Annotated in this window: 22 protein-coding genes and 1 pseudogene; 8 read left to right on the top strand and 15 right to left on the bottom strand. The window is 47.3% G+C overall.

The features are described 5' to 3' along the window. Positions 1-91: 91 nt before the first annotated feature. The 3 genes from asnS to ACZM6M_RS08615 all read left to right on the top strand — a co-directional run bounded on the left by asnS (position 92) and on the right by ACZM6M_RS08615 (position 4,589). A complete protein-coding gene (gene asnS / locus ACZM6M_RS08605; protein WP_337434420.1) occupies positions 92-1,483 on the top strand; it encodes an asparagine--tRNA ligase in 1,392 nt (463 codons plus the stop codon). 141 nt (positions 1,484-1,624) lie between these two features. Next, on the top strand, positions 1,625-2,695 hold the full coding sequence (locus tag ACZM6M_RS08610) for a metallophosphoesterase family protein (protein WP_296034746.1): 1,071 nt from the start codon (positions 1,625-1,627) through the stop codon (positions 2,693-2,695). Positions 2,696-2,699: 4 nt separating this feature from the next. Next, on the top strand, positions 2,700-4,589 hold the full coding sequence (locus ACZM6M_RS08615) for an ATP-binding protein (RefSeq protein ID WP_337434419.1): 1,890 nt from the start codon (positions 2,700-2,702) through the stop codon (positions 4,587-4,589). A 99-nt stretch (positions 4,590-4,688) separates the two neighbouring features. Here the strand turns inward: ACZM6M_RS08615 and ACZM6M_RS08620 are convergent, their stop codons facing one another. Further along, complete coding sequence (locus ACZM6M_RS08620; RefSeq protein ID WP_337434418.1) at positions 4,689-5,798, bottom strand: hypothetical protein; 1,110 nt, start codon at positions 5,796-5,798, stop codon at positions 4,689-4,691. Positions 5,799-5,981: 183 nt separating this feature from the next. Here ACZM6M_RS08620 and ACZM6M_RS08625 point away from each other — a divergent pair, with 183 nt between their 5' ends. The 3 genes from ACZM6M_RS08625 to ACZM6M_RS08635 all read left to right on the top strand — a co-directional run bounded on the left by ACZM6M_RS08625 (position 5,982) and on the right by ACZM6M_RS08635 (position 7,766). Next, on the top strand, positions 5,982-6,689 hold the full coding sequence (locus tag ACZM6M_RS08625; RefSeq protein ID WP_337434417.1) for an L-2-amino-thiazoline-4-carboxylic acid hydrolase: 708 nt from the start codon (positions 5,982-5,984) through the stop codon (positions 6,687-6,689). A 66-nt stretch (positions 6,690-6,755) separates the two neighbouring features. Beyond that, complete coding sequence (locus ACZM6M_RS08630) at positions 6,756-7,022, top strand: hypothetical protein (protein ID WP_066543294.1); 267 nt, start codon at positions 6,756-6,758, stop codon at positions 7,020-7,022. A gap of 102 nt (positions 7,023-7,124) precedes the next feature. After that, complete coding sequence (locus ACZM6M_RS08635) at positions 7,125-7,766, top strand: RpiB/LacA/LacB family sugar-phosphate isomerase (protein ID WP_066543295.1); 642 nt, start codon at positions 7,125-7,127, stop codon at positions 7,764-7,766. A gap of 70 nt (positions 7,767-7,836) precedes the next feature. On the opposite strand, the gene ACZM6M_RS08640 is transcribed toward ACZM6M_RS08635, so the two are convergent. The 14 genes and pseudogenes from ACZM6M_RS08640 to ACZM6M_RS08705 form a co-directional block, all read right to left on the bottom strand. Then, positions 7,837-8,295: a hypothetical protein gene (locus tag ACZM6M_RS08640; protein ID WP_337434415.1), complete on the bottom strand. Its 459-nt coding sequence runs from the start codon at positions 8,293-8,295 to the stop codon at positions 7,837-7,839. Positions 8,296-8,814: 519 nt separating this feature from the next. Further along, positions 8,815-10,800, bottom strand: coding sequence for a transketolase (gene tkt / locus ACZM6M_RS08645; RefSeq protein ID WP_337434414.1), 1,986 nt, complete (start codon positions 10,798-10,800; stop codon positions 8,815-8,817). A 137-nt stretch (positions 10,801-10,937) separates the two neighbouring features. Continuing rightward, complete coding sequence (locus tag ACZM6M_RS08650) at positions 10,938-11,651, bottom strand: HAD family hydrolase (protein WP_066543304.1); 714 nt, start codon at positions 11,649-11,651, stop codon at positions 10,938-10,940. Positions 11,652-11,665: 14 nt separating this feature from the next. Next, positions 11,666-12,358, bottom strand: coding sequence for an L-ribulose-5-phosphate 4-epimerase (locus tag ACZM6M_RS08655; RefSeq protein WP_066543306.1), 693 nt, complete (start codon positions 12,356-12,358; stop codon positions 11,666-11,668). A gap of 11 nt (positions 12,359-12,369) precedes the next feature. Continuing rightward, positions 12,370-13,422 (bottom strand): hypothetical protein, encoded by a 1,053-nt coding sequence (locus ACZM6M_RS08660; RefSeq protein ID WP_066543307.1) that lies wholly within the window; start codon positions 13,420-13,422, stop codon positions 12,370-12,372. A 15-nt stretch (positions 13,423-13,437) separates the two neighbouring features. Next, positions 13,438-14,283: an L-ribulose-5-phosphate 3-epimerase gene (locus tag ACZM6M_RS08665; protein WP_066543309.1), complete on the bottom strand. Its 846-nt coding sequence runs from the start codon at positions 14,281-14,283 to the stop codon at positions 13,438-13,440. Between the two features lies 1 nt (position 14,284). Further along, positions 14,285-15,097: a DeoR/GlpR family DNA-binding transcription regulator gene (locus tag ACZM6M_RS08670; protein WP_066543316.1), complete on the bottom strand. Its 813-nt coding sequence runs from the start codon at positions 15,095-15,097 to the stop codon at positions 14,285-14,287. Between the two features lie 130 nt (positions 15,098-15,227). After that, a complete protein-coding gene (locus tag ACZM6M_RS08675; RefSeq protein ID WP_317439387.1) occupies positions 15,228-15,533 on the bottom strand; it encodes a PTS sugar transporter subunit IIB in 306 nt (101 codons plus the stop codon). Between the two features lie 26 nt (positions 15,534-15,559). Further along, positions 15,560-17,056, bottom strand: a complete 1,497-nt coding sequence (ulaA, locus tag ACZM6M_RS08680) for a PTS ascorbate transporter subunit IIC (RefSeq protein ID WP_066543318.1) — start codon at positions 17,054-17,056, stop codon at positions 15,560-15,562. 27 nt (positions 17,057-17,083) lie between these two features. Beyond that, positions 17,084-17,539, bottom strand: coding sequence for a PTS sugar transporter subunit IIA (locus ACZM6M_RS08685; RefSeq protein WP_296034777.1), 456 nt, complete (start codon positions 17,537-17,539; stop codon positions 17,084-17,086). Between the two features lie 29 nt (positions 17,540-17,568). Then, the gene (gene ulaG, locus ACZM6M_RS08690) at positions 17,569-18,672 is read right to left on the bottom strand and encodes an L-ascorbate 6-phosphate lactonase (protein ID WP_066543320.1); all 1,104 of its coding nucleotides are present in this window, start codon (positions 18,670-18,672) and stop codon (positions 17,569-17,571) included. A 452-nt stretch (positions 18,673-19,124) separates the two neighbouring features. Then, positions 19,125-19,388: pseudogene (locus ACZM6M_RS08695) on the bottom strand (group II intron maturase-specific domain-containing protein); the annotation flags it as partial. Between the two features lie 216 nt (positions 19,389-19,604). Then, positions 19,605-20,372 (bottom strand): hypothetical protein, encoded by a 768-nt coding sequence (locus ACZM6M_RS08700; protein ID WP_066543321.1) that lies wholly within the window; start codon positions 20,370-20,372, stop codon positions 19,605-19,607. Positions 20,373-20,592: 220 nt separating this feature from the next. Continuing rightward, positions 20,593-21,285 carry a 5'-methylthioadenosine/adenosylhomocysteine nucleosidase gene (locus tag ACZM6M_RS08705; RefSeq protein ID WP_066543325.1) on the bottom strand — a complete coding sequence of 231 codons (693 nt, stop codon included), beginning with the start codon at positions 21,283-21,285 and terminating at the stop codon, positions 20,593-20,595. Positions 21,286-21,591: 306 nt separating this feature from the next. On the opposite strand from ACZM6M_RS08705, the gene ACZM6M_RS08710 reads away from it, so the two are divergent. Both ACZM6M_RS08710 and ACZM6M_RS08715 read left to right on the top strand, forming a co-directional pair. Further along, positions 21,592-21,840 carry a TIGR03905 family TSCPD domain-containing protein gene (locus ACZM6M_RS08710; protein WP_066543538.1) on the top strand — a complete coding sequence of 83 codons (249 nt, stop codon included), beginning with the start codon at positions 21,592-21,594 and terminating at the stop codon, positions 21,838-21,840. A 114-nt stretch (positions 21,841-21,954) separates the two neighbouring features. Continuing rightward, positions 21,955-24,939, top strand: a complete 2,985-nt coding sequence (locus ACZM6M_RS08715; RefSeq protein ID WP_489490132.1) for an insulinase family protein — start codon at positions 21,955-21,957, stop codon at positions 24,937-24,939. Positions 24,940-25,160: the final 221 nt, after the last annotated feature.

Raw genomic sequence — 25,160 nt, forward strand, 5'->3', positions numbered from 1 at the left:
TGAGAGAAATATCATATAATCACGATATGCAGTTTTTAAGACATATTTTTTTATCGAAATCAATGGAAAAAGAAAGGAAGTTACCATTATTATGGATCTGATTACAGTAAGAGAATTATACAAGCATCCGGATCAGTATATGGATCAGGAAATAACCATCGGCGGCTGGGTTCGCAGCCTGAGAGATTCCAAGTCCTTCGGCTTCATCGTCATCAGCGATGGAACCTATTTTGAGCCTCTGCAGGCCGTTTATCACGACACGCTGGAGAACTTTCAGCAGGTATCCAGGCTGAGTGTAGGAACAGCTGTCATTGTAAAGGGTACTCTGGTGGCTACGCCTCAGGCAAAGCAGCCCTTTGAGATCCAGGCCACAGAAGTTACGGTAGAGGGAGCCTCCGCACCGGATTACCCGCTGCAGAAGAAACGCCACTCCTTTGAGTACCTGCGCACCATTTCCCATCTGCGTCCCAGAACAAACACCTTCCAGGCTGTATTCCGCGTACGTTCCCTGATTGCCTATGCCATCCATCAGTATTTCCAGGAGCGTGATTTTGTCTATGTACACACCCCTCTGATCACAGGAAGCGACTGCGAGGGCGCAGGAGAGATGTTCCAGGTAACTACCATGGACTTAAACAATATTCCAAAGACAGAAGACGGCAAGGTAGACTTCAAGCAGGATTTCTTCGGAAAGCCAACCAACCTGACCGTAAGCGGACAGTTAAACGGCGAAACCTACGCCATGGCCTTCCGCAATATCTATACCTTCGGACCTACTTTCCGTGCGGAAAATTCCAACACTACCCGCCATGCGGCTGAGTTCTGGATGGTTGAGCCTGAGATTGCTTTCGCTGATCTGGAAGACAATATGAATCTGGCTGAGGGTATGTTAAAATACATTATCCGCTTTGTAATGGAGCACGCACCGGAGGAGATGAACTTCTTCAACCAGTTCGTGGACAAGGGCCTGTTAGACCGCTTAAACAATGTACTGAACTCCGAGTTTGGCCGCATCACTTATACAGAGGCAGTCAAACTGTTAGAGGAGCATAATGACCAGTTCGATTACAAGGTATCCTGGGGCTGCGATCTTCAGACCGAGCATGAGCGCTTCCTGACAGAGCAGATTTTCAAGAAGCCTGTATTTGTTACAGACTATCCAAAGGAAATCAAAGCCTTCTATATGAAGATGAATCCCGACAACAAAACTGTAGCGGCTGTAGACTGTCTGGTTCCCGGTATCGGCGAGATCATCGGCGGCAGCCAGAGAGAGGACGACTACGATAAACTGGTTGCCAGAATGGAGGAGCTTGGCCTTAAGAAAGAGGATTATGGCTTCTATCTGGATCTGCGCAAATACGGTTCTGCCCGTCATGCCGGTTTTGGTCTGGGCTTTGAGCGCTGCGTGATGTACTTGACCGGTATGTCCAACATCCGCGACGTCATTCCGTTCCCAAGAACTGTAAATAACTGCGAGCTGTAATTTTATCCATGATCTGCAGTCCGGACTGCGTTTCGGCTGCAGGCAGCATCTATATCAAACCAGGGCCTGTTGCGATAACAGGCCCTGATGTTTATGGAAGCGTTGGAAGCATCCTCTGCTTCCGGACGAGGGGGAGGTATTATGAAATTCATCCATACAGGCGATGTACATTGGGGCATGACCCCGGATGCAGATAAACCCTGGGGAAAAGAACGGGCACAAGCCATCCGGGATACGTTTAAAGCCATTATCGATCATGCAGGCGCAGTGAAAGCCGACTGCCTGTTTATCAGCGGCGATCTTTTTCACCGCCAGCCTCTGATGCGGGATATCAAAGAAGTCAATTATCTCTTTTCCACAATCCCCCATGTCAGGGTCGTGATGATTGCAGGAAACCACGACAAGATCCGGGAAAATTCCAGTATCCTGAGTTTTTCCTGGAGCCCTAATGTAACCTTTCTTGCTGATCCCGCTTTAAGTTCTGTTTACTTTGATGACATTAACACAGAGGTCTATGGCTTCAGCTACCATACCACTGAAATACGCGAGCCTCTCTTAGAGGATATCCAGGTTCCCTTAAACAACCGGATCCAGATCCTTTTAGCCCACGGCGGAGACCCGGCCCATGTTCCTATGAATTTCAACACCCTGAGCTTATCCCCATTTTCTTACATTGCACTGGGACATATCCACAAAGCGCAGGTCATTGCCGAGGATAAAATGGCCTACTGCGGTTCCCCTGAACCCCTGGATCTGACAGAGACAGGAACCCACGGATATTTTGAAGGAGAAATCCACCCCGTTACCCGGCGGCTGACCCGTCTGGACTTTATCCCTGCCGCCAGCCTGCGCTGCATCCCTCTGGCTGTGACCGTCACGACGGAAACGACAAACGGAGGTCTGACCGACCGGATCATCAACGAAATCGACAAACGGGGCCGGGAGCATATTTACCGCTTCCGTTTAAAAGGAATGAGGGATCCGGATATTACCTTTGATCTATCCTCCCTCTCTGCACGATTCCGAATCGGTGAAATCATCGACGAATCCGAACCGCTCTATGACTTTCCAGCACTTTTTGCAGAACATTCCAGCGATATGATCGGCTTTTTTATCCAGGCACTCCAAAAAGAGGATATGTCACCTGTAGAAAAAAAGGCCCTTTATTATGGCGTAAATGCCCTGCTTCACACCACGGACGAAAGGAGCTAGACCCATGAAAATACTCAGTCTTCATATTGACGGCTTTGGAAAACTGAATGACCTGGATCTTTCCTTTGAAGACGGCTTAAATGTGCTCTATGGAAAAAATGAAGCCGGAAAATCCACCCTTCATACCTTTATCCGCGGAATGCTCTTTGGAATTGAACGTCAGCGGGGACGTGCTTCCAAAAATGATACCTATTCCCGCTTTGAACCATGGTCCGGTACAGGGGCTTATCAGGGATGGCTCCGTCTGGAAAGCCAGGGAGAAATCTTCCGGATTGAACGCAGATTTCAAAAAGGGAATAAAAGCCTTACGATCATCAATGAAACAAAGGGCTGTGAGGAAACGCCCACAGCGGCTCTGTGGGAACGCCTGCGGTGCGGCCTTTCAGAAACCGCCTACAGCAACACCATCAGCATCGGACAGTTAAAAAGCGCCACAGACGGGGGGATGGTATCGGAGCTGCGAAATTACATTGCCAATCTCAATACCTCCGGCAGTATTGCTTTAAATATCACCAAAGCCAGCGCTCTTCTAAAATCCCAGAGGCGGGAAATGGCTGCAAAGCTGGTACCTGAGGCCGCAAAGAGATACACAGCGCTTCTGAGCGAAGTACGCACCATTGAACACGAAATTTCCGATCCCCGCTATCAAAACCGTCTTGCATCCTGTCAGGCTGATCTGACGCAGATAAAGGAAGAGCTTGAAACCCACCGGACAGAAAAAGAGTCTCTTCTTGAAAAAACTGCCAGAGGACGGCAGATCCTTATTGGAAGCCATTTTACAGATGAGGCCTCCATTCAAAACCAGCTTCGCCAGACACAGGAAGCCTATAAGGAATACAGAGAAAAAACGGCGGCATCCGGCGGACGCGTTCAGACGGCAGCCACAGCCCTCTGTTTTCTGGCGGCAGGCATCCTGGCTCTGGGAATGGGATCCTGCATCAAAAAACCAGATATGATCCGGGGGCTTCTTACCCGGTTCGGGCCTGAACACGCTGGAACCTCTCCTGCCTTTTTTACATTTCTCACCGGTCTCTGCGGCCTTGGAGGCGCTGTCTTCCTGGCAGCTGCCCTGATGCAGCTATGGAGCAGACGGCGCCTAAAACGAGAGCTGTCCTCTGTAACGGATTTTTTATCCGGGATTCTCAGGGATCATCTGGGCGATTCCTCTATCTCCGATGAATCCATCCGCCGGTTAGAACAGCGCATATCGGAGCTCCTTCGCCTGGAGCGGGCTGTATATCAGTCGGAGAACGCCCTGAAGCGGCTCACAGATGAAGCCGAACAGCTCCAGTCCCGTGAAGCAGAGCTTTCAAAGGAAATCGAAACCGGTCAGCGCCTTCAGTGGGAATTAGAACAAAAACTGGAACGGCTCAGTACCTGCCGCAGTGAAGCGGAAGGCCTGAAGCACGCTCTCACGGAAAATGAGAGGATTCAGGAGGAGCTGGATGCCCTGGATCTGGCCCAGGATACTTTAAACCGGCTTTCCTCTACCATCCGGGATTCCTTCGGTCTCTACTTAAATAAAACTGCTTCTGAGCTTATAGCGGGTATCACAGGCGGTATCTACACCAGTATGAGTATCGATCAGGACTTAAATATCTTTATGAACACCCCCTCTCATCTTGTTCCTGTGGAGCAGGTCAGCAGCGGAACCATGGATCAGATTTATCTGGCAGTCCGCCTTGCCGCCGCAAAGCTGGTTCAGACGGAAGGAGAACAGATGCCCTTAATCTTTGACGACAGCTTTGCTCTATATGACGATGAACGGCTGAAAACTGCCTTAAAATGGCTCTCAAAGACCTTTAAGGGACAGATCATTCTCTTTACCTGCCACCAGAGAGAGGCCCAGCTGCTCACAGCGAATCAGGTGGATTTTCACTATCTGACTTTGTAAACAAATCCAAAGCCCCATACCTGCATCTCTTCTCTGAAATACACCAGAAAGGATGCACCGGTATGGGGCCTTTTCCGTTTAAAAATATCTATCGTTCTTCTACTGTCCATCCGCCTTTTTCTGGCTTCCAGCCTTATACAGGGTAATAGCCTCTGTAATATTGGCCGCGGAGCCTGACTGGATCAGCTTTGAAAGCTCGCTTAAGCGGTCGGGTTCTAAAAATTCATTTCCAAGATAAGGGCCAAATGTATCTGTGATATGGATGTTCTGATCCCGGATACTGTCCTCCAGGCTGTGAAGCTGGGCGGAAAGCTCCTTAATCTCCTCTTCCAGAGCCAGCATTTCTTCTCTGCGGCTTCCCTCGATCTCATCTGAAATAATGGTTCTTGTCACATTTTCAAAATTGCTCACAGCATCCTTTTTCCGCTCTGCAATTTCAGAAAGCTCCTGGCTGGCGCAGGCAATCTCGTCATCATATTTTTCCAGGTCATAGAGAGCTTCATTTCCGTCCTTCTGAATGGTACGGGTAATCACATGGATCTTTTTATGATTGTCCCTGAGAAGATTGCGGATCTCCCTCCCCTTCTTTAAAACATCCTGATAATGAGTCCGAATACGGTTTCCCACCATCAGATAAAGCCCTCCAAATAAAAATACATCTGCTACATAAACTGCAGCCAGATACCACCATTTTCGTTCAGGAATCAAAAAATAGATGCCGCAGGGGAATGCCAGAAAGCAGATAAGGAAGGTTAAAAAACCTATTCCAAATTCCTTCATTCCCCTGGGATAATAAAGGGCATAAAAGAAGGTCGTATTTACAAAGGCCGGAACACGATCCTTTTTAAACATGGTCTTTAACTGTATCTTCAAATCTCTGTTGTGGTCTCTTAACTGGCTGGTTTCCTCGGCAATCCGTTCTTTCACGCCTTTATCTTTTGCCTTTTCCCGTTTAGCTCTGGCTTTTTTCAGCCTGTCCTGCCCCTTTGCAATTTCTCTGTCATAACCGGATTCAATCTCATCTCTGCGTGCCTTTACGGTGCGGGAAATGGTATCCGCCACCTCTTTTTTCAAAGAAGCCAGCTCCTTTTCCTTCTGGCTCTCCTCTGCTTCCAGCTGTCTGGCTGTACGGCTGTCGCAGTTCACGCGGTATATCGCATCTCTGGCATCTGCCAGGAATTTTACATAATCTGTAATGGCCTGTGCCACAATTTTGTCCTCCTTATGAGTCCCGCGCATCCTGAAATCATACCAAAACCGCGCGTCTTTTGTATATCCATAGCTTACTACAAAACAGGCCGCTGGGCAAGAGATGGTCTGCTTTTCCATATCTGTTTTGTGGTATAATAGCCTTACAAAAATAACTGTCACAGAAAGGAACTGCTAAATTCTATGGAGCGCAGTACATATACCGTAACTCATCACGGACTTCTGATCGGATTATATGGCAAAACACTGGAGGAACATTTGAGAGAATACGGACTGGATATTTTTGCAAATGCGATCATGCGCTATGCCCATGAGAGGGGACAGCGGATGCGAAAACGGGCCGTCCGAGACGGACGCAGGCTTGATCATGAGACATTTTTATCCTATGGCGAACTCCAAATCCCCTCAAGTCCTGAGGACTACAGTATTGGCAGCGAGTCCCCTGTTTATACGCTCTGCTGCCACCGCTGCATGTGGCAGGAAAGCTGGGCCAGATATGGTCTGGAACGCTACGGCGCACTGTACTGCAGATATGTAGATCTCCATCTGATCCAGGGCTTTCATCCCGATCTGGCAATGATCACCCGGTCGGCCCTGGGACTTGGCGACAGCTGCTGCACTTTTTCCTATGTAGGCTACTGTCAGACTCCCAAAAGCCGTCAGAGGATCGCAGCTGTGAAAAAAGAACTGGCCGGACAATATACGAAGGATTTTCTGTATCACTGCGGCCACCTGGTAAACAGCTTCCATACCTGTATCTCTGATATTCTGGGGGAAGAGACGGCGTCTCTCATTACCAGACGGACAGCCTGTGATTTTGATACATATACAAAAGACGGATATTCCAAAGATATCCTGGCGGAGGCACAGCAGGATTTTTCAGAAATATAAGTCTTGAGGTTCTGCATTTTGCCGTGTTATACTGAAGCATACCATGTATGAGAAAGGGGGATTTTTATGTTCAGAATGTGGGGCAAGCTCATAAAGGACAACCATCTGCTAAAGGATATAACTGCCTGCCGGAGCGACTACTCCCAGTCACGGACCCAGATGGTATTTGACTGTCTGGATGAGATCTGCTATGAATTTGACCTGGAAAAGCCGATCTGGCTGGATTCCAATATAAAAGATTTTAAGCTACATGCAAAAACCCGCTTTGGCCGGGATCATTTTATTGAATCGGTAGATTTTGACTATCTGGAGATACAGGTGATCGAAGAATAAAACTTGCCTGTGTTTCCGGTCTGTAGTATGATAATGTATATGCCGCAGGGGACGATTTTGCTCCTTCCGGCTTATCACTATATGTATAAAGGAGAAAGCACTATGAAAATTGCACTGATCAACGAGAACAGCCAGGCTGCAAAGAATTCCATGATCTGCGAGAACTTAAAAAAGATTGTAGAGCCTATGGGCCATGAAGTTTTCAACTACGGTATGTATACCGCTGAGGATGAAACACAGCTGACCTACGTTATGTGCGGACTGCTGTCTGCTATCCTGTTAAACTCTAAGGCTGCAGATTATGTCGTTACCGGCTGTGGCACAGGAGAAGGCGCTATGTTAGCCTGCAACTCTTTTCCCGGCGTACTCTGCGGTCATATCGTAGATGTAGAGGATGCTTATATGTTTGCTCAGATCAATGACGGAAACGCCATTGCAATGCCATTTGCCAAGGGCTTTGGCTGGGGCGCCGAGCTGCACTTACAGTATGTATTTGAGAAGCTTTTCGGCTGCGAGAGCGGCGGCGGCTATCCAAAGGAGCGCGTAATTCCTGAGCAGCGCAACAAGAAGATCCTGGATGAGGTGAAGAAGATCACCCATACCGATATGATGACCATCTTAAAGAATATCGATCAGGATTTCTTAAAGACCGCCATCAGTGGAGAGAAATTCCAGGAGTATTTCTTTGCAAACTGCCAGGTACCTGAGATCGCAGAGTACTTAAAGAGCGTATTAAACGCTTAATCCGATCATTGACCGGATGATACAGGATCGGGCGCCCAAAGGCGCCCGGTTTTCGTTTGCAGGATCATTTCTACTGTACCTTTTTATACAGCGTATATACTACCACATCCTCTACATATCTGGAAAGAGTCATCAGCTGATCCCCTTCTGCAATAAAATACGTCTCATATGGATTTTTAAAATAATCTTCTCCCGGCAGAGATTTATAGATTCCATCCTCTGTCGGATAAAGCGTATAATCCCATATTTTATACCTAACCCATTTATCATCTTTTCCTACTATATACCCCAAAACCTGAAGACATCCGTTCGACTGCCGGCTGATCTCCAGCCTGTGAAGTCTGGGCATGCCATAGCTTCCCAGGTGGTTTCCGTAATCATATACCTCCCCATCCTGTACCCATGCGCCCGACTCATTTACCTGATAGCCGTCCGGCGTAACCGTATTGACATAGAGATAACCCCAGTCATCAAAGCAGTATGACTCTGCCGTTCCGTCCCCGCTTCCATAATCATAACCACCCGTCAAACGCAACTTCATAAACCTACGAGGAAATTATCCCTATATCTGTGCCTGAATTTTTGAATTATTTTTTCAAGCCGTAACAATGATATAAGACTTCTATTATTCCGGCTTTATTGGCGTTTCTTATACCGATTGACTTTAAATCTATATCTTCGTTTTCTATTTCGAATAAAAATTTTCTCATGTCATCGGCAATTTCAGCAGTGATGATTTGCCGTGTATCGGCAGTAATTAACTGAGCGAGGCGGAACACATCATTCTTGTGTTTCTTAATATTTTTACTGTCGATTTGCTCCCCATTGGACTTACGTTTCTTTTATCCAAAGCAAGCAGGATATCATTGGCGCTATATCCGTTGGCAACCAATCCCTCAAGGTAATTTCTGATATATATGTAGTTCTTATAAATGAGGGACGCAAAATACAAGGGTACCGGCAGCTATTTTCCCCGCTTCCACAACAAAAATCAGCCCCACAGCTCCCGGAAAACGGAAGCGCAGGACTGATTTTCATATTGCTTCAATTACAGGCTCTTAACCACCTCTGCCACATGAGCAGCGGTAAAGCCGAATTTCTCAAACAGTTCATTTGCAGGGCCGGAAGCACCGAAGCCTTCCATGCAGACGGTTGCTCCGTCCAGTCCTACATATTTTCCCCAGCCAAAGTCGGACAGCGCCTCTACGGCCACTCTCTTTCTCACAGCCTTTGGAAGTACGGACTCTTTGTACTCTGCAGTCTGCTCTTCAAATACATCCATACATGGCATGGAAACAACCCTTACGTCCATGCCGTCAGCCGCCAGAAGCTTCTTTGCTTCGACTGCAAGGCTTACCTCAGAACCGGTTGCAATGATAATGGCATCTGGTGTCTCCTTCACGGAATCTGCCAGAACGTACGCCCCCTTTAAGGCGTCCTTTCCAGTTCCTTCCAGCTGAGGAAGATTCTGTCTCGTCAGTACCAGAGCGGTAGGAGTTTCCTTAGAGGTAACTGCCGCATACCAGGCTGCTGCTGTCTCTCTGCCATCTGCCGGACGGAATACATGGAAGTTCGGCATGGAACGCAGCATAGCCAGCTGCTCAATAGGCTCATGTGTCGGGCCGTCTTCGCCTACGCCGATACTGTCATGAGTCAGAACGTATGTCATAGGCACCTTCATCAGAGAAGACAGTCTTGCCACAGGCTTCATGTAATCGCTGAATACGAAGAAGGTAGCCACATATGGAATCACTCCGCCATGAAGGGCCAGACCGTTTCCGATAGCTGCCATAGCCTGCTCTCTTACGCCGAAATGCAGGTTCTTGCCGCTGTAATCCTCTTTGGAGAAATCTCCCGCACCTTTTAAAGCAGTTTTATTGGAGGGAGCCAGGTCAGCAGAACCGCCGAACAGGTTTGGAACTGCCTGATTGATGCGGTTTAACAGCTCTCCGGAAACGTTTCTGGTTGCCTGAGGTTTATCCTCAAAGGCCCAGAACTCTTCCTGATCGTAAAGCTTTTCTGCCAGATTTCCGTCATGGTACTGATCCCAAAGTTCCTTCATTTCAGGATATTTCTCGCAGTACAGGGCAAAACGTGCCTTCCACTCTTCTTCCGGAGTTTTCAGACGCTCTTTTACTGTTTCCATGTGATCGTATACGTCCTGAGGAACAAAGAAGGGCTCCATGCTCTCCCAGCCAATGTTCTCCTTTAATGCAAGCACATTGTCTCCGCCCAGAGGCTCGCCGTGGGCAGAAGCCTTGCCCTGCTTTGCAGGACAGCCATAGCCGATCTCGGTATGAACAATGATTATTGACGGTCTGTCTGTATCTGCCTTGGCTGCCTCAATGGCTGCACCGATGGCGTCAAAGTCATTTCCATCCTCTACCTTAAATACGCCGAAGCCATATGCTTCCATACGCTTTGCCACATCTTCCCTGAACGCAATGTCTGTATTTCCCTCAATGGAAATATTGTTGGAATCATAGATTACGATCAGCTTTCCAAGTCCCAGAGTACCTGCCAGAGAGAATGCTTCAGAGGAAAGTCCCTCCATCATACAGCCGTCTCCGCCCAATACATAGGTATAATGGTCTACGATTTTGCAGTCTTCTTTGTTAAATACAGCAGCCAGATGAGCTTCAGCCATAGCCATGCCCACTGCCATGCCCATACCCTGTCCCAGAGGACCGGTAGTTGCTTCTACGCCTACGGTATGTCTGTACTCCGGATGTCCCGGTGTCAGAGAACCAGTCTGACGGAAGTTCTTAATATCATCAATGGAGAGATCTCCGTATCCGAACAGATGGAACAGAGAGTACAACAGCATAGAGCCATGGCCTCCTGATAATACAAAACGGTCTCTGTCAACCCATTCAGGGTCAGCCGGATTGTGTTTCATATGCTCTGCCCACAGCTCGTAGGCAATAGAGGCGCAGCCTAAAGGAAGGCCCGGATGGCCGGACTTTGCCTTTTCAATGGCGTCCGCAGAAAGTACGCGGATGGCATTGGCGGTTTTAGTCTTGATCATTTCCATGATCGTTCTCCTTTCTCTTGTGTCATGTCTTTTTGTTTCTGCTATAAACCAGTATTACACTTAATCTTATCATTTCATTTTGATTCCGTCTAGGGTGAGTTTTGAATTTATGGCGTTTACCGCCGGCATCTGTGCCTTTAAATCAAAATTTCTTTACCCAGGCATATCCTGTCATCCTGTATGCATCCGCAGAATGAATCAATCACCGGATATGATCGTTTCTCATCTTCCGTAGGATTTTTATGATACCATACGCCCTTAAATCCGTTCTTTAAAGCACCCTCTACGTCCTTTTCAAGACTGTCTCCGATAAAAGCGCACTGAGACGGGGCTGCTCCTGCCTTTTGCGCGCACAGATCAAAGAAACGTCCGGCCGGTTTTTCCGCTCCAGCCTCCTCGCTGGTTACGATCCAGTCAATATAAGAAGAAACTCCCAGCACTTCCAGTTTTTTATACTGGATATACGCCGTCATATCCGTGCCTATCCCAATTCCGATCCCTTTCGTTTTAAGCAGCTGCATCAACTGCAGAACCCCCTCTTCAGGACGGGCAGAAGATAAAAGACTGTCCCAATATAAATGATACATGACTGTTGCATGGGGAAAAAGCGGCTTTCCCAATAATTCCAAAATACACTGCATCCGGATCAGACGGTTATGCACTGCTGCACAGTCTGCGCCTGTCCGTTCCTTTACCAGCTGCTGTGCCTGGCGAAACACCTTCACAAATGTCTCCCGATCCATCTGAAGAACCGTTTCTCCGTAAACAGTCAGGGCTTTCATTCCAGCCTCATTTCCTCTGTCATAGCTGTAAAGAGTGTTGTCAATATCAAAAAATACCGCTTTTATCATCTGATTCTCCCGTATTATTTCCCCTGTCCATAGTAAGCATTAACGCCATGTTTTCTGTAATAGTGCTTATCCTGAAGCTCCTGAGGCGCAGGCTGCACCCGGGGATTGATCATCTCACAGCGGGCCGCCATTTTGGCAACCTCCTCCAGCACAACTGCATTGTGAACCGCCTCATGTCCGTCCTTTCCCCAGGTAAAGGGACCGTGATTCTTACATAAAACAGCCGGAACCGCTTCATAATCTTTATCTTTAAAATAATCTGCGATCAGAACCCCTGTATTCTTCTCATAAGCACCCTCGATCTCCTCCTTTGTCAGGCATCTGACACAGGGAATCTCTCCGTACATATAATCCGCATGGGTAGTTCCGTAGCACGGAATCCCTCTGCCCGCCTGAGCCCAGCTGGTCGCCCAGGGTGAATGTGTATGTACAATTCCGCCGATCTTTGAAAATGCCTTATACAGCTCCACATGGGTAGCTGTATCAGAAGAAGGATTATATTTTCCCTCGATTTTATTTCCTTCCAGATCCACGATTACCATATCATCCGGAGTCAGCTTATCATAATCCACGCCGCTGGGCTTAATAGCAAAATATCCTGTTTCCCGGTCAATCTCGCTTACATTTCCCCAGGTAAACGTTACAAGGCCATGCTTTGGCAGCAGCATATTTGCCTCATAAACTCTTTTTTTCAGTTCTTCTAGCATAATGTCCTCCCTTATTCCATTTCCAGCTCGTATCTTGCCACTTCGTCAATCTCACGATTCGTTGCGATCAGAATGTCTTTTCCATCATATTTATACGCATATGCATTGGCAGGGCCGCAGTCATGGTCAAGCCGCTCTGCCCTGTATTCCTGCTTTTCCTGGTCGTAGGTAAATGCCAGCAGATCCCGGTCTCCCTTTCTGTGGCCGATAATTACAGTGGGAACACCGCCGATATCGCCGCCCCAGATGGCATGAACAAATTCCGCGTCCTTCCCATAGCTGTATACATGCTCAAAGCGGCCGTCTTTCTTTTTGTAAAAGTCGATCTTCTCGCCATGGAAGGGCGCCAGAACTGCCAGCTCCTTCTCTCCGTCTCCGTCCATATCAAGCAGCAGCGCATCGCTGGCCGGGGTATCAAGAAGCTGTGTAATCTCCCACTCGCCCTCAGGTGATGCAGGCGGAATAAACTGATAGATTCCGTTTTCACAGGAAACCACGCTTGTATCCTGTCCGTTTTCCTTTACACGGTAGTAGCCGTGGTTTTTGAGCATCTGATCCTTGATCACCTTCATCTCCAGCTGATGCTCCTCGTCAAAGCTGCTTAAATCCTCCGGAAGCACAGCCGCAAACACACGGCCGGGAGAGGACCAGTCATCCTTAAACTCATGGCCAGATTTTAAACAGCAGGCGATCAGATAGTGTACCCCATTTCTCTCTAAAATGTCAAACCGGTGTACAAAGGGCAGATCGGTCAGAGTGCGTACCTCCCAGTTTCCCTTTGATTTTGGAGTCACAATTACGATCTTTGCGTCCTTTGAGTCATTGGGAGAATAAAATTTATGGGTAGCAAGAAACTGGCCGTCCGTTCCCGGAACCTGCTGCATGGTCATAACACCGCCCGGCTGCTCCCAGACAGTATCCTCCTGGTTTCCATCCAGATCAAAGAGCAGACAGCGGTCTACCTTCTCAGCTGCCACCAGGATATGATCCTTTCCCTGATAATGAAGAGGTGCTATGGAATAACATTTTGTCAGATTGGAAATTACTTTTTTTACTGCCTTCATCGTTTAACCGCCTTTCTACTCATTACCCTGTAAAATCTTCGTCATCTTATCACAGGCAAACTTCAGATCTTCTGTCCAGTCTGGATTTCCTACATACCAGAACTCGGTCACAAACTTCCGAACGCCCAGCTCCCACGCCTTGCGGATACCGGCCTCAAAGTCTACATGGCCTGTCCCAAAAGGAATTTCGCGGAATTTACCCGGAAGTGTCTCTTTTAAATGCATGGCAGCCAGATGGCCCCGTCCGGTTTCCAGATCCTCTTCCACATCTGTACCATACGTTACAGCCGCATTGGTAACATTTCCCAGATCAGGATATACATTCAAATACGGAGAATTTACCCGATTTACATAAACCATCGCTTTCTCTACCGTATTCATAAATTCCGTTTCCATGGTCTCAAAGCCCATCATCACTCCGGCTTTTGCCGCCATCTCCACTGCTTTTTTTAAATTTTCCTCAAAACGCTCTCTTGTCTCTTCACTGCCTTCTTCATAATAAACATCATAACCGGCCAGCTGAATGATCCGAATCCCCAGATCCTCTGCCAGACGGATCGCCTTTTCCATAATCTCCATTCCTCTGGCGCAGGTCTCTGGATCATTGCTTCCCAAAGGGTATTTTCTGTGTCCACTCAGACACATGGTACGGATGGGAACACCCGTCTCACTCATCAGTTCCATTAAAGCCAGCCGTTCTTCCCTGCTCATATCAAGCCGTGCCAGCTTTTCATCTGTTTCATCAATACTAATCTCTATAAAATCAAATCCTGCCCCTTTTGCCGCCAGCATCTTTTCCTTCCAGCTCAGATCCTTTGGCATGGCCTTCTCATAAAGGCCCAGTGTATATGCTTTTGCCATTTTATTTTCCTTTCTTTTCTGTCTGATTTATCAGTCCTTCATTCGGAAAATCTGCTTTCTTCACCTGATGAACTCTTACTCCTTTTGCCCTCAGCTCCTCCACAGCCTCTGCCGGAGCCAGTTCATCCGTAATCAGATAGTGAATCTCCTCAATAGGACAGCTGATAAAGCTACTGATCTGCCCCAGCTTGGTATGGTCTGCCAGAATATATGCATCCTTTGCCACATTCCGCACCATTAGCTGGTTAATCGTAACCTCATTGGCGTTTTCCGTTGTCATTCCCATAACAGCATCAATGCCGGAACATCCCACAAAGGCCTTTTTGGCAATTACCGTCTGGAGATTGCGGATTGCATAATCCCCCACCATTGCCTCTTTTGGATAACGCAGCTCTCCTCCTGTAAGGATTACATTTACCCCCTGGCCTCTCTCTGCATCAATCGCTCTTCCATTATTTGTGATCACTGTAACATTTTTTTTTGTAATATATCGAAGAATCTGGCGGACATTCCGGCTGGTATTAAGAAACAGTGTATCGCCGTCCTCTACCAGACTGGCCGCATAGCGCGCAATCAAATCCCGGTACAGCTGGATTTCGTCCGTCTGCTCCCCTTGTTCCCGGACTGCAACTGCACCTCCGTATACCCGGATCAGCTGCTTCTGCTCTTCCAGATACTGTAAATCCCTGCGTATCGTAATCACAGAAACCTTCAGCTCTTCTGCCAGCGCCTCTACCCGAACCTGAGATTTTTCCCTTAATATATCCCGGATCCGTTCTCTCCGCTCATCCACATATACCTTCTCACGCTTCACTGTTTCCCCTCCCATTCTTTTAAAATAAGGCAAATATTTAACAGTCCTTCCGCCGTTGTGATAATAAAGGCTGCAGCAGTCAGCTGCGGCAGCCTTTTTAACAAGATCTGCTGTTTATACGCTCACTGTACTATTCAATAATACCCTGAGCCTTCAGCTTCTCCTCAATCTCTTTATCTGACATAACATTCTTTAACGGAATCACCTTTACACCCTTTGCCTCTGCATCTGTGAACATACTGGCAAAGTTCTGGGCACACAGCAGAACATCATACTGTGCAGCTGTGCTCTTCCCCTCAGACAGCGGCGCGTGATGGGTTTTACACTTAATGCCGTTTCTTTTTAACACCTTGTCTAATGCCAGCTGAGCCATCAGGCTGGAACCGGAACCATTTGCGCAGCACACGAGAAATTTTAAATTATTTGCATTTGCCATGAATATATCCTCCATATAAAATTATTTTAGTTTGCTTTGTTTGCCTTTAATTCCTTATATGCCTCATAATCTTCTGTCATAAGGAAGTAACCCTTCTTATCCTTGTAATACTGGATCTGCGGAATAGCAAGAAGACCGATAAAAATAAGAGTTACGCCGATATAGCTTAAATACTTCATAACTACTGTAAATACAGGCCATACAACCGCCCAGTCCCACATACCTAAATATCCGCCGTAAGCTGCCATTCCAACCCAGCCTGCAATCAGAGCAGAACCGAATACCTGGCATAATCCGGAGATAAACGGAAGAACCAGAACAGCCTTTAAGCCACCCTTTTCATTGGCAAATACACCGATGGTAGCATTGTCAAAGAATACAGGTACGAAACCGCAGATAATAAGTACCGGACTCTTTAAAGCAATCAGAACAATAATTGCCAGGATCTGTCCGATAAAACCGGATACAAAGCCCAGAGTCACTGCATTGGATGCACCGAAACCAAAGATAACTGCACAGTCTACACCAGGAACAGAACCCGGAAGCAGCTTGCTTGCAATACCTTGGAAAGAAGTTGTCAGCTCAGCAACGAAGGTACGGACGCCCATCTGCAGAATTGCCAGATATACTGCAAAGTAAAGACAGGTCTGGATTACATAGAACAGCATGCTCTGCCCTTCCTTCATAAAACCGCCTGCAATCAGATAGTCCTTTCCAAGTACACATAAGATTGCGCCAAAGAATACCAGCATCAAAACAGAAGCAGATACCATGTTGTCGTTGAAAATAGATAAAAAGCCGGGAAGTTCCAGATCCTCAATCTTCTTAACCTTCTTATCTTTCTTCTTGCCTTCATTTCCAAAAAGCTTTCCTGCCAGCCAATAGAAGAAAGCTACACCAAACATCTGCTGATGAGCCAGAGCAAAGCCTGCTCCGTCAGTTACTTCCTGACATGGTTTAATTGTCAGGTTAGAACCTACTGCCCAGTAAGCACCCAGAAGAAGAGCCATAACGATCAGCATCGGAACATGCATGCCGGGAGCCAGAAGGCCCGGAAGAGCAAACATGATCAGCCAGTAAGCAGTTGCAGCCTGCTGTACCTGTACGTTTCCTGTGGTAAACAGTGCGCGAAGCTTTGTATATTTGCTGAAGCGCACCAGCAGGATATTTACAATAAATGCGATAAACAGAAGGATCATCGCATCGCCGAAGCCTTTTCCGAATACTTCTTCTACTCCGGCTGTAACGGCATTCTGTCCAAAATACGGATCAATAACTGTTGCGTTAATATTGAAGCGTTCACCCAGACCTACCAGTACAGGACGGAAGTTGTTAACCAGTCCGCCGGAACCAACAGTCAGAATCAGGTATCCTACAATTGCTTTAATTGTGCCTGCCAGAATATCATACCATGGTCTCTGAAGCAGAATATAACCGATCAATACAATAAAACCAATCATAAATGCCGGCTGCTGCAGGATATTTGTTGCAAAATATGACCAGATCTTAGACAAAATTTCCATAAGTCACCCCTTATTCCCTCTCTTAAATCAATCCAGATATTGTTTCTGGATTTCCAACAGATCTTCCGGTGTTTCAGCCTTTAATAAGGCTGCCACCACTTCTTCGTTCATCAGAAGTTCTGACAGACGAACCATATTGTTCATGTGCTGCTCCGGATTGCAGGAAGCCAGCGTAAAAAACAGCTGTGCGTCCTTTTCCGGATCCTCCGGATCAAAAGAAACCGGCTTGTCCAGCTTCATAAAACCAATGCTGGTCTTATGTACCCCTTCAGCCCCCTCCTGAGAATGGGGCATGGCAATGTTTGGCATAAGCACAATATATGGACCATATTTCTCCACGCAGGCAACAATATCTTCCTTATAATTTGCCTCTATCGTACCGTCTGCCTCCAGACTTTCGCAGCTCATGCGGATGGCTTCCTTCCAGTCCGGCGCTTCAGCTGCAAACTTATAATGTTTCTGCTCTACAAATTCTCTCAGCATATAACTTTCCCCCTAACACTTATCTGACCTTACAGGCAGGAACGGAATGGAATATTCTGAGGATGTTCGAAGCAGTCCTCAAATCCGCGTCTGTGGTGGTAAGCTTTCTTATCCTTATCTGTGGGATATACATATTTTCCTCCCACTTCCCAGAAGAATGGATGGAACTTGTAGTCCAGACGGTCTTTCTTCATATCATAAAGTACCCGGATTTCATTGATATCTGCCATAAAGTTGGTCCATACGTCATAGTGGATCGGGATTACAACCTTGGCTCTCAATGCCTCTGCCATACGGAGAATATCTACAGAGGTCATCTTGTCTGCCATACCCACAGGATTCTCACCATAGGAACCAAAAGCCACATCTACATCATAATCTTTGCCGTGCTTTGCAAAGTAAATGGAGTAGTGGGAATCACCGCTGTGATAGATATTTCCGCCCGGAGTCTTAATCAGATAGTTTACTGCCTTGTCATCCATATCGGTAGGACAAATTCCTGTAAGCTCTTCTCTGTTCTCGCTGGTATCATCTGTTGTTACCAGGCAGGTTCTGTCAAAGGAATCCAGAGCAACGATCTCAACGTCTTTGATCTTAATCGTATCACCCGGTTTTACTGTAATGCAGCGATCTGCAGGAACACCCCATTTCTGCCACAGTTCTACAGATTTCTTCGGTCCGATAAATGGTACGGGAACCTCTTCTCCCTTTTCGTTTGTTGTTGTCATGCCGCTCTTAATTACATGGGCTGCATACTCAGCGCTCATATGATCCTGATGGTAATGGGTCGCCAGCACTGCGTCTACCTGCTTAATGGCAAAGGGATCGATCACAAAGGGGACTGCTCTTAAGTTAGGCTGCATCATTCTGCCGCCGCACATATTTGCCATCTGATGTCCCGGCTTCATCTTTCCGTCTCCATGGGTTCTCTTTCCGTTTCCGGCCCAAAGATCTACGGTAAGATTGCATCCTCCAGGAGTCTTAAACCAGATACCGGTACATCCCAGCCACCACATGGCAACAGTTCCCGGCTTCACCTCCTCGTTCTCAATCTCCTCATTCAGCCAGGTTCCCCACTCGGGAAATGTCCCCATGATCCAGCTCTCTCTTGTGATCTCATCAATCTTGCTCATTTCGCATCCTCCTTGTTTTTGATCATTTTTATGATTGTTCTTATGCGTTCATCTCTGTCTTTACTTGAATATTAGCACTTTTTGTGCAGTATGGCAATGGTATTATATGATTGTTTCATATTTTATATGATTCATTTATTATTTTGCATTATATTACACGTAATTTAACTTATCTTTTATATATTTTATCCATCATTTTTACCATTCCATTCGTTTTATCTTTGTATTTTAATTTAATTTTTTATATATTTACTTATTATCCTGATTTTTACATACTTTTTCCTTTGTTATATGATTCTTTTTTATGGATTTCGGTCTTATCTTTTAGTCGTCATCCCTTCATATGATTCTTTTTACGATATCAGCGTATTCACCTTTTCGATCGAGTAGGAGGCGGTGATTAACCGCCGTCCTCTCACAGCACCGTACGTACCGTTCGGTATACGGCGCTTTCAATAGTTGACGTGCACAGACTGGTAGGCTGTGGCTAAATCATAATAGCCACTGTTTATCAGTCTTTCTTTATTCAGCGCCCAAATCACAGCTTTGTTATTACTGATATACCAATACTTTCTGCGACTGTTTGCTATTGTTGCCGCATAGTGTTCTGGAATTCCCAGCTTGACTAGATTCTTATATTTTGTTCTAGGTTTCTTCCACTGTTTCCATATACACATACGTATTCTGTGATAGAGCCATCCGTTAATGTCAGAGATTTGCCCGTGAGTTAGTATGTTCCTCACATCCAGCTCCCTTCAGATCCCACCTCACGATGGACACCCTTGCCTTCGGCTATATCCTTCCCACTACCGGGCGGATTCGGGACTTTAACCCGTTAGAAACGTGCGCCGCTAGGCGCACCATACAAAAAGCTGCCCCCAGTCCCCAAGGGAACCGGGAGCAGCACATTTCTCCAAATCTCATAACTATGATCAGGATATAAATCCTTTAAGCATCTCACCCAGCATCCGCTTCTGATCCGGGTTCAGGTCCTGAAGCCAGTTTTCACCGGAACGGTCCTCTCTGGCGTCTCTGGATACTTCCCTGAGAGTTTCCCTGCTGGCTGCGGTCTGTTCTGCACTGCGTCTGGCATGAACTCTGCGGTCTCTTCCGATGGAGCGCACAGGAGCCGCTTCCCGGCGTTCTTCCTCTGCCGCCGGAGCAGGCTGCTGGTCTGATGCCGTCTCACGCTCCATCCGGGACCACATTACATTTTCCACATGATCCTGAAGACAGGTAAGGAGATGCTGGCGCTTTGCCTCCAGATTTACACCGTAATCCACAAACACGGTGGCCATCCCTCCAAAGATACCCATAACGCCATACAGGACAATGTAGTAATTATCGCTTCTGTTCCAATAGGAGAGGAACGCCGCCGCCCCTCCTGCGAGAAAGCATAAAAGCGTCAGCTGTCCTCCCAGATTTTCAAATCCCTGAAGGCTGATCCCCATAAAACGCAGGCTGTAAATCTGGCGTTCCAGATATACTCTGGTGTTGTTCATTCCCATATTGATCCTGTATGTATCCTCCGCATTCTGGCGCAGGGCGCGCAGATACCGGTTTTTTGCAAGCGCCAGATTGGAGCTCTCCCGAATGAGACGTTTATAGAAGCTTCCCGCTGCGAGCCTTACCATAATTCCTCCCAGACAAATTGCTGCCAGCAGATACAGAGCTCTTCCAGTCTCCAAAAAACTCATCATAACCAATTCCCCTTTCTATACACTACCATCATTTCTCTGCAGCCTATAGGCCGCTGCAGGCCGCCGAACCCGTCCCTGCAGGTCTGGAACATTTTCCGAAAATGATCCGAGCGGCTTCGGTAAGGTCTATTATAGTCCGGGAATTGGATTTGGGAAGTTGAGAACCCCTAGAATCGTTCGTCAAATTCCCCCACGAAACGATTCTTAAGGTAAAATGCTGCTACATGCAGCGAACCATTTCCGTCATCAGGTTTACGCTGTGGCGGATGGCCTGAGCCTCGAAAACAGCGTAATCTACACCGGCGCTGTCATCTGCCTTGTCAGAAATAGCGCGCAGGATCAGGAATGGGATACGGTTAAAATAGCACACCTGAGCAATGGCCGCTCCCTCCATCTCTGTACACATACCGGAAAATGTTTCACTGATCCACTGCTTTTTATCCTTATCAGAAATAAACTGATCCCCCGAAACAACACGGCCTGTAAAAGTGCCGATCTCCGGATTCACCCGGCTGCAGCATTCCTTTGCAAGAGTAACCAGTGTTTCATCTGCCGGAAATGAAAGCGTATCTACTCTTGGGATCTGCCCCGCTTCATAGCCAAAGGCTCTGGCATCCATATCGTGCTGCAGAGCGTCTGTAGAAATCACAATATCACCGATATTGATCCGGGCGTCCAGAGAACCTGCAATTCCCGTATTGATGATGCAGGAAGGCGCATAGCGGTCCGCCAGAATCTGAGCGCACATGGCCGCATTTACCTTGCCGATGCCGGAACGGACTACCACCGTGTCCTTTCCTTCCAGCTTTCCCTTATAAAATTCCATGCAGGCCCGGGACTCCACCTGTACCTCTGTCATTTTTTCCTTTAACATAGCCACTTCTTCATCCATGGCTCCGATAATTGCTATCATTGCAATTCCTCCTTATTCTGATCGGCGGCGCTGTCTGAAAGCCGCTTTTTCTCAATTATACTGTGGCCTGCACCATTTTTTCAAGCATCTTCTTGCTTGAGTTTCCGCATTTTGCAGTGTGCTCTGGCATCTGGTGTTCAGGACGACTTTGAAGGCCATAAGAAAACCGGAGTCCTAAACACCAGACGCCAGAACACGGTGTAAAGTGCGGAAACTCAAATCTTCTTGACAATCCACCCGCCTTGGGGCATAATCGAATCTGCATTGACTATGAAACAACGATTTTAATTGGAGGTTAATTACATGATGACATATAAAACACACGGCGTATGTTCCAGAGCCATTACCTTTGATGTAGACGGCAATAAGCTCACCAATGTCCAGTTTGCAGGCGGCTGCTCCGGCAATACCCAGGGCGTTGCAAGACTGGTAGAGGGTATGGATGTAGATGAGGCGATCCGCCGTCTGGAAGGCATTCAGTGCGGCCCCCGTCCTACCTCATGTCCTGACCAGCTGGCACAGGCATTAAAGGAATATAAGGCACAGCTGGCATAAAACAGCACTGCTTCGGATTCTTATAAAAACTGTATCCATATGCTGTACTGCGGATCGTCTGCCGCCGGTACAGCATTTTTTACGCACTGCATTTTATAAAAAAGGAGATTTGCCATGGCAAAGCTGCCCGAAAAAGGCCAGACTCTGTGGGGCTTTACTGTCACAGAGCGCAACTCAATTTCCATGCTGGGAGCTGAAACTGCGGAACTGTTCCACCCTTTCAGCGGAGCCAGACTTTTATATATACATAACGACGACCGGGAGCTTGGGTTTAATCTGATCTACCGGACTCCGCAGCTGGATAATCTGGATTCCAACCATATATTAGAGCATTTGATGCTCTGTTCCTGCCCTTCCTATCCCAGCCGGGATGTGTTCTTTGACATGGACAGCAAAAGCTATTCCACCTTTATGAACGGGATCACGGACAATACCTGCACCTGCTATCCGGTCTGCTCCCTGAGCATGGAGCAGCTTATAAAGCTTATGGATGTCTTTTTATGCTGTATGGAAGAACCGGAGGCTTTAAAGGATCATCGGTTCTTTATGAGGGAGGGGCTTCGGTTTGAACTGGAGGATACGGATGGAGAGCTTTCCATGCTGGGAACGGTTCTCAGCGAAGACTGGGGGCATTTAACAGATCTGGAGGAAAATGCGGACAGCGCGGCTGCCCAGGCATTGTATGAAGGGCAGATTGCAGCCAATCTTCTTGGAAGAGCCCATTTCCATTATAAAGAAATCACCTTTGAAAAAATCCGTCAAACCTACGAACAGCTTTATGACTATTCCAACTGCCTGATGATCCTCTACGGAGACGCCGACCTGGAGACGGTTCTGCGTTTTCTGGATGAAAAACACTTATCACGCTTCAAAAGCAGAAACCTGAATCTTCGCCCCCTTTTTGGAGGGCCTGTGTCTTCCGGTTTCCGAAAAACAGAGGTCAAAAGTCCGGCCTATGAAGGAAGCCCGGCTGAACACTCCTCTGTGATCGACTATACTATTGATCTAAGCGGGCTATCCCAGGAGGATGTGATCTGTATGGGGTTCTGCGCCGGAATGATGGATCAGGATACCTCTCCGGTTCAACGGGCCGCCAGATCCCTTGGCCTTAACAATATTATCGACGTCTATCTGGATACGGCGCTGGCCCGGCCGGTTTTAAAATTCCGCCTTCAAAATGGGGATAAAGAACAGCAGGAGCTGTTTTTTCAGGCCGTAAATCAGGGGCTTGCAGACATGGCGGAAAATGGAATTGCAGACGAGCTGTACCATGCAGTCATAAAGGAAAACAGGCTGGCCGATCTCCTTATGAGGGAAACGCCCCATCTGGGCTTTCATCTGTCCGAGGATATCGGACGCTTCTGGAGCCTTACCGGACGAACCGACTACTACTCCCTTTACGAACGTACCTTCACACATTTCAGTGCAGATCAGGAACAGTCCATTCTGCGCAGGCTGGCAAAGCAAGTATTAAACCCGCCGTCAGCCGTACTGTCTGCAGCCATTCCCGTACCCGGTCTGGCAGAAGCTCTGGAACAGGAACGCGATCGGTGGCTGAGAGAAAAAAAGGCTTCCATGTCCCCAAAAGAGCTTCAGGCTCTCATCCGTGAAACAGCGGATTTTAAAAAATGGAGCGCCCAGGATAAAAGCTGTCTTGATTTTCTGATTCAGCCGGAGCAGCTTCCCGAACCCGAAGAGGATCCGCCCTTTTTCTCCGGCCTGCGCCATGGGATCTTCTGCTGCGGTTCCCCTTCTCCTCTTGCAGGAATCGGCAGCTACCAGCTCTTTTTTGATCTGAGCGAACTAAGCGGGGAAGACTGGAACTATCTTACATTGTATCAGATGCTGCTCACAGAACTGGATACACGCCGTTTCTGTGTGGAACAGCAGAAAAACATGGAACAGGAATATCTTTATGACTGTACCTTTGATGAACTGTATCCGGATGCAGATGCCGACGAAAACAGCCGGCCCATGATGAGCGTGGTGTGGTCGGGACTTACGGAGGACTTTGAAATCAGTCTGGATTTTCTTCTGGAGCTGATGAGAAATGGAAATTACGAAGATAGGGAAACGATTTCACAGGTGATTGAAAAATATCTCCCGGACTACGATCTGTCCAAAAGTGAAAACGGTCCTTCTCTAGCCTACAGTCTGGCAGAACGGTATATACGGCAGGACAGCCGTTTCCGTTTCCAGCTCAATTCACCTGAGATATACCACTTTTTAAAGAATATTTTAACCATCCTGATCAGGGAGCAGGCCCATCCCGATGATGAAGCGGCCAGGACAGACGCAAACCAGATAAGCAGCTCATTATATACCCTGGCCCAGAAGCTGGTAAGCCGCAGAAAGCTGATCTTTCTGGCAGCTGCCGAAAACGCTTCACTGGAACACATCCTGGATCGTGCCTCCACGTTGTTGAGCCAGCTTCCCGAGCGTAATGAAAACGATTTCATGTTTTCCAATCATCTTTCACTTCCATCATGGGATCAGGCCCCGTCTCTTCGGACAGCCGCCTGCATTGACAGTTCTCTTGAAGAACTTAGGATGCTGGGAGATTTTAAAAAGGTTCCTGAATTTAAGGGCCGTTTCCTTCCATGGCTTCTGGCAGCAGGCGATAAATATGTAAAGCCTGCCGTGCGCTATCAGGGACGAGCCTATGACAGCGGAATTGATTTTCTTCTTCCGGCCGGATATTTTACCCTATGGAGCACAGAAGACCCTGATATCGAATCAACACTTTCCGTATTTAACCGTACCGGCCAGGCTCTGGCAGAACTAAAGCTGACGCCAGAGGATCTTCAGGGTTACATTTTAAGCGCCTATGCTCAGGCTCTCCCTCCCATCGGAATCCTGAACAGCCGTATGCGGGCTATGCGAAGATATATTATGGGGATCTCTACTGTATACATTAATGAAATGATACGCAATATACGCAACAGTACCGTAAATGACCAAAAAGAAGCGTCAGATTTAATTTGCCGTCTTTTAAAATCCGGTCCGGTATCTGTAGTCGGAAATGAAAAAATAATCCTGGAATATAAAAACCGATTTGATGAAATACTGAAGATAAAAGAAAAAAACGGTACGGTATGAAACTGTGGGGAGAGAAATCTCCCCATAAATTGGTTTGAGCCGGCAAGGCTGTCCATATGCCAACCCCGCCGGCTTAGTGATCTATGCTGCAGCGATAAATGCTGCTGTCTTCTATGTAAAAAGCTCTGACTGCTTGTTTATGTCCTTTAGTATAACCTTTAATTGTGTACGAAGTTTGACCACATGGTAAACAGTTTCTAAAATAGTTTAAGAAAAAATAA

This window comes from Enterocloster sp., from assembly GCF_057861365.1.